This window comes from Lentilactobacillus senioris (assembly GCF_026798195.1).
Classification (GTDB): domain Bacteria; phylum Bacillota; class Bacilli; order Lactobacillales; family Lactobacillaceae; genus Lentilactobacillus; species Lentilactobacillus senioris_A.
Map to the genome: position 1 here is coordinate 186919 of NZ_JAPQEZ010000004.1, position 13485 is coordinate 200403.

General features: G+C 36.9%; 12 protein-coding genes and 2 other annotated features (1 of these 14 only partly in view). All 12 genes read left to right on the forward strand.

Going from position 1 to position 13485, the window contains the following annotated elements; genetic code table 11:
- Positions 1-155 (forward strand) — a binding site (T-box leader) (it extends 44 nt beyond the left edge of the window).
- 42 nt (positions 156-197) lie between these two features.
- Complete coding sequence (locus tag OXT66_RS07085; protein ID WP_268596666.1) at positions 198-2864, forward strand: valine--tRNA ligase; 2667 nt, start codon at positions 198-200, stop codon at positions 2862-2864.
- A gap of 62 nt (positions 2865-2926) precedes the next feature.
- The gene (locus tag OXT66_RS07090) at positions 2927-4231 is read left to right on the forward strand and encodes a bifunctional folylpolyglutamate synthase/dihydrofolate synthase (RefSeq protein ID WP_268596667.1); all 1305 of its coding nucleotides are present in this window, start codon (positions 2927-2929) and stop codon (positions 4229-4231) included.
- A gap of 132 nt (positions 4232-4363) precedes the next feature.
- Complete coding sequence (locus OXT66_RS07095; RefSeq protein WP_327059005.1) at positions 4364-5371, forward strand: rod shape-determining protein; 1008 nt, start codon at positions 4364-4366, stop codon at positions 5369-5371.
- A 41-nt stretch (positions 5372-5412) separates the two neighbouring features.
- Positions 5413-6273: a rod shape-determining protein MreC gene (mreC, locus tag OXT66_RS07100; protein ID WP_268596669.1), complete on the forward strand. Its 861-nt coding sequence runs from the start codon at positions 5413-5415 to the stop codon at positions 6271-6273.
- A gap of 3 nt (positions 6274-6276) precedes the next feature.
- The gene (gene mreD / locus OXT66_RS07105; protein ID WP_268596670.1) at positions 6277-6801 is read left to right on the forward strand and encodes a rod shape-determining protein MreD; all 525 of its coding nucleotides are present in this window, start codon (positions 6277-6279) and stop codon (positions 6799-6801) included.
- A 15-nt stretch (positions 6802-6816) separates the two neighbouring features.
- On the forward strand, positions 6817-7497 hold the full coding sequence (locus tag OXT66_RS07110; protein WP_268596671.1) for a septum site-determining protein MinC: 681 nt from the start codon (positions 6817-6819) through the stop codon (positions 7495-7497).
- On the forward strand, positions 7490-8296 hold the full coding sequence (gene minD / locus OXT66_RS07115; RefSeq protein WP_268596672.1) for a septum site-determining protein MinD: 807 nt from the start codon (positions 7490-7492) through the stop codon (positions 8294-8296). The genes OXT66_RS07110 and minD overlap by 8 nt, the downstream gene beginning before the upstream one ends.
- Positions 8297-8349: 53 nt before the next feature.
- Positions 8350-8688, forward strand: a binding site (T-box leader).
- Between the two features lie 43 nt (positions 8689-8731).
- Positions 8732-9373 carry an amino acid ABC transporter permease gene (locus tag OXT66_RS07120; RefSeq protein WP_268596673.1) on the forward strand — a complete coding sequence of 214 codons (642 nt, stop codon included), beginning with the start codon at positions 8732-8734 and terminating at the stop codon, positions 9371-9373.
- Positions 9374-9383: 10 nt separating this feature from the next.
- On the forward strand, positions 9384-10019 hold the full coding sequence (locus OXT66_RS07125; RefSeq protein WP_268596674.1) for an amino acid ABC transporter ATP-binding protein: 636 nt from the start codon (positions 9384-9386) through the stop codon (positions 10017-10019).
- 8 nt (positions 10020-10027) lie between these two features.
- On the forward strand, positions 10028-10906 hold the full coding sequence (locus OXT66_RS07130) for an amino acid ABC transporter substrate-binding protein (RefSeq protein WP_268596675.1): 879 nt from the start codon (positions 10028-10030) through the stop codon (positions 10904-10906).
- A complete protein-coding gene (gene yfmF, locus OXT66_RS07135) occupies positions 10896-12155 on the forward strand; it encodes an EF-P 5-aminopentanol modification-associated protein YfmF (RefSeq protein WP_268596676.1) in 1260 nt (419 codons plus the stop codon). Before OXT66_RS07130 ends, yfmF begins: the two co-directional genes overlap by 11 nt.
- Before the next feature lie 11 nt (positions 12156-12166).
- Positions 12167-13417 (forward strand): EF-P 5-aminopentanol modification-associated protein YfmH, encoded by a 1251-nt coding sequence (gene yfmH, locus OXT66_RS07140; RefSeq protein ID WP_268596677.1) that lies wholly within the window; start codon positions 12167-12169, stop codon positions 13415-13417.
- Positions 13418-13485: the final 68 nt, after the last annotated feature.

A 13485-nucleotide genomic window follows, 5' to 3' on the forward strand; every position in this document is an offset into this window, starting at 1 on the left:
AAGAAAATGGCTGCTGTGAATTTTCCGAAGAACTGGTTGAAGGTAGCTTGTGAGCTTTTGCAATTTAGCACGGTTTAATCGGCCGTTAACAATGATTAATTAAGTGGAGTTTTTTAACTCAATTTAGGTGGTACCGCGAGCACTTCGTCCTATATGTTTGGACGGAGTGTTTTTATTTTGGAAAGGAAAGTGACCATATGACTAAAGAAGTTGATATGTCAACTAAGTACAACCCAACAGAAGTTGAAGCTGGGCAATACCAACGTTGGTTAGACGAAGATTTATTTAAACCCAGTGGAGATCAAAAAGCAAAACCTTATTCTATCGTTTTGCCACCCCCTAATGTAACTGGGAAGCTACATCTAGGTCATGCTTGGGATACAACATTACAAGACATGATTATCCGGCAAAAACGGATGCAAGGATTTGATACTCTCTGGTTACCAGGGATGGATCATGCCGGTATTGCTACCCAAGCTAAAGTTGAAGCCCGATTAAAGGAACAGGGAATTAGTCGTTATGACTTAGGTCGCGAAAAATTCGTTGATAAAGTGTGGGAATGGAAGGACGAATACGCTGCTACCATTCATGCTCAATGGGCTAAGATGGGCTTATCCCTAGATTATGGTCACGAACGGTTTACCTTAGATGAAGGTCTTTCAAAGGCCGTTACTAAAGTGTTTGTTGATCTTTATAATAAAGGTTTAATTTACCGTGGTGAATACATCATCAACTGGGATCCGCAAGCCCGGACTGCATTATCAGATATTGAAGTAATTCACCAAGACGATGAAGGTGCTTTCTACCACGTTAAGTATCCATTTGCTGACGGCGTAACGTTCAATGGCAAGGACTATATTGAAATTGCTACCACTCGTCCAGAAACTATGATGGGTGACGTTGCTGTTGCTGTCCACCCTAGTGATGAACGCTACAAAGAATTAGTGGGTAAGAAGGTTGTGGTTCCATTAGTAAATCGTGAAGTGCCAATCATTGCTGATCAATATGTTGATCCAGAGTTTGGAACTGGGATGGTTAAAATTACTCCTGCTCACGACCCTAACGATTTTCAAGTTGGTAACCGCCATGACTTAGAACGAATTAATACCATGAACGAAGATGCCACCATGAACGAAAACGCTGGTAAGTATGAAGGTATGGATCGTTTTGAAGCTAGAAAAGCAATTGTTAAAGATCTACAAGATCAAGACTTAATGATTAACATTGATCCAATTGTGCATTCGGTAGGCCATTCAGAACGAACCGGAGTCCAAGTAGAAGCTCGACTTTCTACTCAATGGTTCGTTAAGATGGGACCATTAGCTAAAATGGCATTGGATAATCAAAACACTGAAGACAAAGTTAACTTTGTCCCAGAACGATTTGAAGGGACATTTAACCATTGGATGGAAAACATTCATGATTGGGTTATTTCTCGTCAACTATGGTGGGGCCATCAAATTCCTGCTTGGTATAATAAACAAACTGGTGAAACTTACGTTGGTGAAACAGCTCCAGAAAACATTGAAAACTGGCAACAAGATCCTGACGTATTGGATACTTGGTTCTCATCTGCTCTTTGGCCATTTTCAACTATGGGTTGGCCAGATGTTGATGATCCTGACTTTAAGCGTTATTTCCCAACTAATACTTTAGTTACTGGTTACGATATTATCTTCTTCTGGGTTTCTCGAATGATCTTCCAAAGCCTTAACTTTACTGGAAAACGACCATTTAAAGATGTCTTACTCCATGGTTTAATTCGTGATGAACAGGGACGCAAGATGTCCAAATCATTGGGGAACGGAATTGATCCAATGGACGTAATCGAAAAGTATGGGGCTGATGCTTTGCGGTGGTTCTTATCTAACGGAACAACTCCAGGTCAAGATTTACGTTTCAGCTACGATAAAATGGATGCTGCCTGGAACTTTATTAATAAAATCTGGAATGCCAGTCGTTACGTAATCATGAACTTGGACGGCGTTGATAAACCAGAATTACCAGCTAAGGATCAATGGCAATTATCTGATCGCTGGATCTTGAGTCGCTTGAATGAAACTGTAGACCACGTTACTCGTGAATTTGACAAGTATAACTTTGGTGAAGCTGGTCGGGCATTATATGACTTTATTTGGAATGATTTCTGTGATTGGTATATCGAAATGAGTAAGGCAACCTTACAAGGTGACGATGAACAACAAAAGAAAAACACCCAAAATATTTTGGCATACGTATTAGATCAAACTTTACGCTTATTACACCCAATCATGCCTTTTGTCACCGAAAAAGTTTGGCTCAGTATGCCACACGTGGGAGAATCATTAGTAACTGCTGATTATCCAGTGGTTCATGATGAATTTAAAGACGTAGCTGCTGAAAAACAAATGCAACTATTGATTGAATTAATCAAATCAGTTCGTAATATTCGATCAGAGGCTAATGCCCCAATGTCATCTGCGATTGATTTGTTGGTCCAAACTGATAGTGAAGAAGTGGCTCAAATCTTTAACGATAACTGGACTTATATTAACCGTTTCTGTCATGCAGAAAAATTAGAAGTAGGAACTAGTGAAGAACTGGACATTCCAACTTTGGCATTTTCAAGCGTGATTACCGATGCTACGGTTTATATTCCATTAGCTGAATTAGTTGACTTAAATGATGAAGTGGCAAGATTAGAAAAAGAAGTAGCTAAGTTTGAAAGTGAAGTTCAACGTGCTGAAAAGAAGTTGGGTAACGAAAAATTTGTTGCTAATGCTCCTGAAGCCGTTGTTGCTAAGCAAAAAGAAAGTTTAGCTGACTACCAAGCTAAATTACAAGCTGCTAATGATCGTTTAGCCCAAATTAAAGCTCAAATGTAACGATGAAAGGCTCGTACGGTAAAAGCGCCGTGCGGGCCTTTTTTGAGAGGAGCAACATTGAAATGATAAACACTTATGAAGATGCTCTAGCGTTTATTCATGGTCGGGGGAAATTTAAAAAAATCCCAACCTTAAAACGTATGCAACGATTTATGGACTTGCTGGGAGATCCTCAAACTAAAATTAGACCGATTCATGTAGCGGGAACTAATGGCAAAGGTTCGACGGTAGCCTTTCTGAGATCTTTATTTGAACAACAAAATTTAACCGTAGGAACCTTTACTTCGCCGTTTTTGATTAAATTCAACGAACGAATTAGTGTTAATGGAATTCCGATTACGGATGCTGAAGTGACGGAATTGGCCAGAAAAGTAAAACCCATTGTGGATCAATTGGATCAAGAACTTCCTGAAGGTGGCCCCACTGAATTTGAAATTGTTACTGCGATGATGTTTATTTATTTTGCTAGCCATCCTGTAGATGTAGTGATTGTGGAAGTTGGAATTGGTGGGTTATATGATTCAACTAACGTTCTCACACCGGCATTATCCATTATTACGACAATAGGTTATGATCATATGCAAATTTTAGGTAATACATTGACTGAAATTGCTATTCAAAAGGCCGGAATTATTAAACCAGGGGTTCCAGTAGTGGTTGGAAATATTGGAACGGAAGCAACGGCTGCTATTTTGAAGGTAGCAGAACAAAATGGCGCTCCGGTAAGTCAATTAGGCCGAGAATTTAATTACCAAAATGTGGTAGAGACCCAAAGTGGTGAACAATTTGATTTTATAAATGAGCAAATAAGCATCAACCAAATCAAAACACAATTGATTGGGACCTACCAAGTAGACAATGCAGTAACAGCAATTCAGGCTTTTGAGCTTTATCAACGACAACAACAGAAGCTTTTTACGACGGCAGAGGTCAAAAGAGGAATTCAGATGGCTACCTGGCCTGGAAGGTTTGAAGTTATTCAACAACGACCAAAAGTAATAATCGATGGGGCTCACAATATACCAGCGATCGAAGCGTTAGTCTCCACTCTTAAAACTCAGTTTGCCAAGGAACCAATTTCGATTTTAGCTGCGGTTTTAGCTGATAAGCAGGTGAAAAAAATGATGTCTAAGCTATTAACGGTTGAAAACGTAGAACTATATTTAACGACGTTTAATGCACCCAAAAATCGACAAGTTTCATCTATCACTAAGTTGGCCCAATCATTAAATTCCAAACGGGTTCATGTGATGGAAAATTGGCAAACGGGATTAGCTGAATTAATGAAAAATCAACCAGATAAAGTCATTTTAGTAACCGGTTCGTTATACTTTATCTCTGATGTGCGAAAGTGGTTAGTTAAATAATCCATTAAATCGCAATCAGTTTGTTTACCAACTATTTATTTATCATGTCGGTATGATATACTTGTTTCGTTAAACTAATATAGAGATATTAAACCGACATTTAAAAAATGTGATGATGAAGGGATGAATAACTTGTTTGGACTTGGAAATAAAAATATTGGAATAGACCTAGGGACTGCCAATACGATTGTATACGTTGATGGAAAGGGAATCGTATTAAGAGAGCCATCCGTAGTTGCCAAGAGTACCAAAACCGGTGAAATTATCGCTGTAGGTGCTGAAGCTCGCGACATGATTGGAAGAACTCCTGGTAGTATTCAGGCTGTTCGGCCTATGAAGGACGGAGTAATTGCTGATTACGATACCACCGTTTCAATGATGAAATACTTTATTGAAAAAGCGATTGGTAAAGGATCTGGCAAGCCATTTGTTATGGTTTGTGTTCCTACTGGAATTACTGCAGTAGAAAAACGAGCAGTGATTGATGCTACACGCGTAGCTGGTGCAAGAGATGCTTATGTAATCGAAGAACCTTTTGCTGCCGCTATTGGTGCGGGACTACCAGTTATGGATCCTACTGGTAGCATGGTAGTTGATATAGGTGGTGGAACTACTGATGTTGCTACCATTTCTTTAGGTGGGATTGTTTCTAGTCGTTCTGTGCGAATGGCCGGGGATAAGCTTAATGATTCTATCGCACAATATGTTCGTCAAAATTACAATTTGTTAATTGGTGAACGAACAGCAGAACAATTGAAGTGGGATATTGGTTCAGCATCCAAAGAAGCCGCTAAAGAAATTGCAGCGGTACCAGTTCGAGGTCGTGATTTAGTTTCAGGATTACCAACCACTGTTGAAGTGAATGGTGAAGACGTCAATAAGGCAATAAGTGAAGGCTTGAATGAAATTATTGAAACCGTTAAGGAAACTTTAGAAGAAACTTCACCTGAAATTGCTGCTGACGTTATTGATCACGGAATTGTGTTGACTGGTGGTGGGGCATTATTGCGTAACTTTGCTGAAGTTATTGCTGATGCCACACAAGTACCTGTTTCAATTGCCAATGATCCTTTAGATTGTGTTGCTATCGGTACCGGAGAATCCCTGAAAAGTATCGAAGTTATGAAGAAGAAACAATAATTCAATTTCTAAATTAAGAAACACAAACGATGGAGGCAACAATGCAAAAATTTTTCTCAAATCGAAAACTAGTGATTGTTATTATTTGTTTAATCATTAGTTTCGGGTTGATGACTGTGTCAGTTGCCGTTAGAAATAAGCGCAGTACGCCGCCGGTTGTCCAACAATTTGGCAATGACATTGTGGGGTTTGCTGATAATATTGTGGCAACGCCAATGAATGGTATTCATCATGGATTTGTTTCAATTAAAAATTTGCTAAATACCTATGAAGAAAATCAGCAACTTAAATCACAAGTTAATCAACTCACACAGACTAAAGTTAAGGATCAAATCTTAACTAAAGAAAACAAGCAACTAAAGCGGCAAGCTAAGGTTGGTAACACGTTAACTAATTATAGCAAGATTAATGCGGCGGTAATTACAAGAACACCGTCATCTTGGAATAGCCAAATTATTATTAATAAAGGGCAAGCAGCTGGCATCAAAAAGAATATGCCTGTTATTGCAGGTAAAGGTTTAATTGGAACGATTTCTGAAGTTAATAAAACCAATAGTAAGGTAGTCTTGGTTTCTAATACTTCTCAAAATTCTAATCGTTTTGCTGTTCAAATTATTAATAGTGCTGGAAAAGTGGTTAACGGAATTATTACGTCCTATGATGGAACTAGCAATCAAATTACAATGGGCAATGTTACTTCTAAGGCAAAACTCAAAAAAGGCGACAAAGTGGCGACTAGTGGATTAGGCGGTGTTATGCCCAAAGGCATTTATGTCGGAACGGTGGCCAAAGTAACGGAAGATGACTATGGCTTAGCTAAAAAAGTATATATAACTCCAGCAGCTAACTTAAATGATATCGAAGTTGTTTCGGTAGCCGTAAGGAATTCGGGGGTGAATTAACCCATGAAAAGAAGAATTCCGGTAGAGTTAATCTTTTTTGTAGGTTTAGTTTTAATGTTTTTCCTAGATGGATCGGTAAGTTTAGTTTTTTCCAGTGGGCTGTATGCTTATCCTAACGCGATGGTACCTTATTTAACCGTTTTATGGTTAATGTTAAGCATGATCTTTATTGAGAGAAGTTCTCTACATATTGGATTATGGGCCGCAGTGATTGGGTTTGTTTTTGATATGTATTACACCGGGCTTTTGGGTGTATTTGTATTTATTTTTCCACTAGTTATCTATTTAGGTCGGTTAATATTTGAAAGCTTACCTCCTAATTTCTTCAGTAGCTTTTTGGTTTATTTCATTATGATTACCTTAGTTGAAGGGATTAGCTGCCTAGCTAACGTAATAGTGGGCATAGTAGATATTTCAATGGCTGATTTTTTAGTTAATATTTTAGCGCCAACACTAGCATTAAATTTAGTGCTGTTCGCAATTTTGTACTTTCCGATTGAACGCCTTTATCGTGCGTTTAACCGTTAAGAAGGAGCTTAAAGGATGGAAGCAGCAACACTTAAGGGGACGCAAGATGGTTACGAAATTATTTTGAATGATCAGGCTGCTATGGATATAGCGTTTGAGAATTTAGAAAAAATTTTAGACGGCCTTAAAACTCAGATGGCAACGTCTGACAAACATATTACATTTGATATAATTACTGGTAATCGGTTACTAACTTCTGCTCAGCGCCAAAGATTAGAAAACCTATTTGCTAACTACCAGCTTTTTTCTATTCATAAAGTGATAGCTAATGTAATTACGAAGGAAAAAGCGCAACGAATGAAAGATCTAGAAAACGTCCACATATTAGATCGAGTAATTCGAAACGGCCAAGAAGTAAATGTTGAAGGGGATGTTTTATTTTTGGGCCAGATTCACCAAGGGGGAAAACTTTTTGTCAGTGGTAATATCTTTGTGATGGGAACAGTTGAGGGAATTATTCAAGCCGGCTTTCCTAATATCGAATCAAAATTTGTTATCGGGGATATTAAAACAGCGCAACAGGTTCGAATTGGAGAACAGTTCGAAATTTTAGATGATTCAACACGTAGTAAAATCAAAACTAACACGGTCATTTACGTAAATGACCTACATACATTAGCTTTTGGTGAGCTTGAGGATTTAAAACAAATTAGTCCTAAGTTCTTTAATCAGATTGGAGGAACCATCAATGGGTAAGGCATATGTGATTACGTCCGGAAAGGGAGGAGTTGGTAAAACTACCTCTACTGCTAATATTGGAACGGCTTTAGCAATGATGGGCAAACGAGTTTGTCTTATTGATTTAGATTTGGGGCTTAGAAACCTAGACGTTGTTTTAGGATTAGATAACCGAATCATGTACGATATTGTCGATGTTGCAGACGGTAGGGCTAAGTTAGGCCAAGCGTTGGTAAAGGATAAACGGTTTGATGACCTACTTTATTTATTGCCTGCAGCTCAAAATACTGACAAAGATGCATTAAATGAAGATCAAGTAATGGATATCGTAAACGACTTGAAGCCAGACTTTGATTATGTTTTAATTGATTGTCCGGCTGGGATTGAACAAGGTTTTATGAATGCTATTGCTGGAGCTGATAGTGCTATTATTGTTACTACCCCAGAAATCTCTGCCGTTAGAGATGCTGATCGGGTAGTCGGCTTATTAGAACAACATCCTTTACAGGAACAACCTCATTTGATTATTAACAGAATTCGCAAACATATGATGGCTGATGGTTCTGTAATGGACGTTGATGAAATTACCCATCATTTAGGTGTCGAATTGTTAGGGATTATCGTTGATGATGATGAAGTTATTACAACCTCTAATCAGGGTGAACCAGTCGTATTAGATCCTAATAATTTGGCAGGTCAAGGTTATCGAGATATAGCTAGAAGACTGGAAGGCGAATCAGTTCCTCTAATGAGCTTGGATGTGGAACAACACCCAAGTTTCTGGCAACGAGTAACCGGTTGGTTTAAACGTAGCTAAAAAAGACTTGACGAATTAGGCGTTGATCATTATGATTATCTTAATTAAATAACTAATCTACTTAGATCGGAATGGTTTAGTACATTGCTAACAGAGAGTCTCAGAAAGCTGAAAATGAGATTAGTGATTGCTACACTGCACATCCGGGAGTAATTTTTCTGAAAATGCAGTAGGAAAAATCGTTGAACACGTTATTGTTGAAGTTTAGTAATAAACTCGTTGAGGTTAATTATGTGAATAATTAACGCAGTTGGGGTGGAACCACGATTAAAATCGTCCTCTTGGTCAGTTATCTGATCAAGAGGATTTTTATTTTTATTACTAAACTCACAGAGATGATCAGTGTGAATTGATCATAAACTGAGGTGGCACCGCGATAACTCGTCCTCTTAAACTATTAGTTTAAGAGGATTTTTTTATTTAGGAGATGAAACAATGGACTATATTCTTTCAATATTACCGGCATTATTAGCCGGCACCAAAATGACATTATCAATCTTTTTTACTACCATCATTATTGCTATTCCTTTGGGGGCAATAATCGGGTTAGGGTTAATTAGTAAAATTAAACCCTTAAAATGGCTTTTAGATTTTTATGTTTGGTTAATGCGGGGAACACCGTTACTATTACAATTAATTTTTATTTTTTACGGCTTACCATTAATCGGCATTGTATTTCCTCGATATGATGCAGCGCTAATCGCCTTCGTATTAAATTACGCTGCTTATTTTGGTGAAATTTTCCGAGGTGGATTTCAATCGGTACCCAGAGGACAGTTTGAGGCTGCTAAGATGCTAGAGCTGAGTTATTGGCAAACTATCCGCTATATTGTAATTCCTCAAGTTTTTAAAATTGTATTGCCATCAGTAGGAAATGAGGTTATTAACTTAATCAAGGATTCTTCACTGGTTTACGTAATTGGATTAGGAGACCTTTTAAGAGCAGGAAATATTGCAACTGCTAGAGATGTTACTTTAGTACCATTAATTTTGGTAGGGATTATTTACTTGCTGTTAACGGCAGTATGCACCTTAGCATTAAGAATGATTGAAAAACGGGCAAATGTTTGGCGTTAGGAGGAATATCATGTTAGAAATTAAGAACTTAACGAAACAGTTTGATGGTAGAATCATTATTAATGATCTGTCCATGACGGTGGCTGATGATGAAATTTTGGCTATTGTGGGCCCTTCAGGAGCGGGGAAAACTACTTTGCTTCGTTGTATTACGGGTTTAGATAAACCAGATAGTGGTAAATTTTACTGGAATGATCAGGAATTTATTCCTAGCGATAAGAAAAAAAGCCAATCAATTATTGGAGCTGTTTTTCAAGATTACCAATTATTTCCTAACTTAACGGTTTTAAAAAATATTACTCTAGCGCCCCAACTGGTTAAAAAAATGGATCCTAAAGAAGTAACTGAGCAAGCTCTAAAGTTATTAAAACGACTGGGATTAGAAAATAAAGACCAATTATATCCTTATCAATTATCTGGTGGACAAAAACAACGAGTAGCCATAGTTAGAGCGCTGGCGATGAATCCTAAAATTTTATGTTATGATGAACCGACATCTGCACTAGACCCGGCTTTACGACAGGAAGTGGGCCAAGTCATTACTGATCTTAAACAAACCGGAATGACCCAAATTGTAGTTACTCATGATATGGATTTTGCCGAAAACGTTGCAGATAAGATTATGAGAGTGGAAGCACTAAGTTAGGTGAAAAAATGAAAAAAATCTTTCGATACTGGCTGGGACTCCTTGTTATTAGTATGTTAGTAGTATTAGGAGGGTGTGCTAAGTTAAGCCGTTCTGCTAATCAGGTAGATAACGGCCAAGCTGAATGGAATAATATTCAAAGACGTGGGACGGTAGTGATTGGATTAGATGATAGTTTTGTTCCCATGGGATTTCAACAGCGTAACGGAACTATTAGTGGTTATGATGTTGACTTAGCCAAGGCGGTTTTTAAACAATATAACTTAAAAGTTGATTTTCAATCAATTGACTGGTCTATGAACGTTACCGAATTACGAAATGGGACAATTGATTTAATTTGGAATGGTTTTTCGATTAATAATCAACGCAAAAAAGTATTAATGTTTAGTGAGCCTTACCTCCAAAATAAGCAAGTTTTGGTCACTAAAACAAATTCTAAAATTAATACTTTAAAGCAAATGAATGAAAAAGTATTGGGACTTCAATCAGGATCAGCGGGAGCATTAGACTTTGATAAATATCCACAGTTACTAAAGAATCAAGTAAAAGATCAAGATTCAGTTCAATATGATTCGTTTACTAATGCGTTTTTAGATCTTAACGCTGGAAGAATTCAAGGATTATTAATTGATAGTGTGTATGCCAACTACTATATTAATCATCAAAAAGACAAAAGTAGTTACAAAGTTATTGATACCAATTATCCAATGGAATATTATGGGGTAGGAATTAAAAAGGGCAACACAGTATTACAACAAAAAATTAATCAAGGGTTAAATCGGTTAGCTAAGTCAGGTGAATTAGCTAAAATTAATCACAAATGGTTTGGCAACACAGCTTCCTCACCTTTAATAACAACAACCGATGGTAAAATTAATGCAAAATAATTTACATTTTCAATTAAAAGCACAGGAAAGTACCAAATTTAAAAATAATATTCTTTATATTAACTTTATCGAACCCCTCAAGGCTGATAATTTGGCCAAGAGGGCTTTATTAGCAGAAATGTTAGGCAATTTCTCTCAATTGTTACCCAGTGAACAGGCAGTGGCTCAAAAATTATCTTATTTGTATGGGGCAAGCTTTGGAGTAAGTGTCTTAAGATTGGGCAGTCAAAATGTATTACAATTTAAAATTTCATTTGCTAACAGCAAGTTCTTACCTAATCAAGCGGATCTACTACCAGAAATCATCGCTTTTTTGGATCAAATGATTAGCGAACCTTTAGTAAATAATGGTCGATTTAATGATGATGTGTTTAAACGGCGGCAGGATAATTTAGCTCACTACGTGGAAACTATTGATGAAGATCATGCTTTTCAAAGTGCACTATTAGTTCGTAAATTATTTTACGGAACAAAAGATGATAATGGCGAATATATTTTAGGAACTCCAGCTCAAATTAGAGCAGTAGATAGTCGCTCTTTGTATTCTTACTATCAAGAAGTTTTTCAAAATGATCAAGTGATAGCTATTGCTGCTGGTGATTTACCAGAAGTAAAATTACAATCATTATTAGGGCAGACCAAATTAAATCAAACTTTAAGTGATAATTTAACTACAGGCGTTCCTAACCTCCGGGTTAATTTTATTCCACATGAGGTTAATCAATCTGTCACTAAGTATCAAGGAGATCAGACCACGTTATCAATGGCTGGTTATTTACCGGTTTACTGGGGAGATCCGAAGTATTTTGCAGCTCTTTTAGGTAATTATATTTTAGGCGGTTCCATGCAGTCATTACTATTTATGAACGTTCGTGAGAAGGCTAGTTTGGCTTATGATGTTCATAGTAACTATGATAGTTTAGCTGGAAGAATAACGATTCAAACCGGAATTGCCGCTACTGATAAAGATCAGGCTCAAGCGTTGATTAAGTTGCAGGTTAAGCACCTTCAAAATGGTGAATTTACTGAACAAATGTTAATTGCGGCTAAAACTAGCTTACTAAATCAACATTTATCAGGTAGTGACAGTTTAAGAACCGTAGCTAATCGCAGTTTTTTAAATTATTTTGATGCCGATTTGAGTGAAGATTTATGGCAACGAGGTCTTAAATCAGTAACAATCAATGATATTCAAAATGTTTTTAAGCAGTTAAAATTGCAGGCTGTTCATATTGGTTTAGCTGAATAACGGGGGTAGTAATGAACAAAGATTATGTAAGAACCATGCAATTGCCAAATGGATTTAGAATTCACGTAATTATTCAACCGGGTTATGTTAGGACATCAATGGCACTAACCGTTAATTTTGGATCCGTGGATAGTACCTTTAAATTGGACGGAAAACTAGTCACGCAACCAGCGGGAATTGCTCATTTTTTGGAACACCAATTATTTGATAAAGATGGTTATGATGTTACTGAAAAATTTGCTGCTTTAGGAGCTGATAGTAATGCCTTTACGTCATATACTAAAACTAGTTATTTAGCATCTACTGTCGAAAATCCGATAGAGGTGGTTAAGACATTAGTCAGTTTTGTGACTACGCCATATTTTAGTACTGAAAACGTGACAAAAGAAAAAGGAATTATCAGCCAAGAAATTGGAATGTATGCTGATGATCCTGATAATCGGTTGTACGTTAACACGGTAGAAAATATGTATCAAGAAACTACCTTAGAAAATGATGTGGCCGGATCAGTAGAATCCGTAAATCAAATTACGCAGAATAACTTAAATTTGGCATATACAAGTTTTTATCAACCTGGCAACATGAATTTACTTGTAGTAGGCAATATCAACGTCCAACAAGTTTATGATGCTGTTTTGGAATCATTTGCGGCTAGGGAAACCGTTGATTCAAAAATTCAAAAAAATAGACAAAATCTCACCGGCAAATTAGCTCCTCAATTAAAAATTACCGCTCCAGTAGTTTTTCCCAAATTTGCTTTGGGGTTAAAAGGGCATGATCCGGTGCCAGAAAAATTAGCTGGTATTAAGTATGAAATTGCCATTTCAATTGCCCTAGATCTATTTTTATCAGAAACAGCGTCAACTTATAATCAACTTTATGAAGCTAACTTGTTAGATGATTCCTTTAGTTATGAGTTTGAAAATGAAGATGGATTTCATTTTGCAATGTTACTAGGAAATGCACTTAATCCGGTAGAGACGATTGATCAACTTCAAAAAGTAATTCGAAGTATTCCTACTGAATTACCTAAGATGCAAGAACAGTTTGAGCTCCAGAAAAAGGAATTGACTGGTAATTATATCGAAATGATGGATTCTGAAACTGCAATTGTGTCACAGTTTGGTGATTTTGGTGACGAAACTGATTCGGTTTTTGACGAATTAAATATTATAACTAACTTGAGTTTTCAGGATTTGATTAGTATTTGTATTCCATTTTTCAAACAAGCAGAAATTTCACAAACAATTATTGAATCGTAGTAATATTTTTACGATTCTTTATAATTATTGTTAACTTTCATATGATATACTAAATTTAACGACTATTG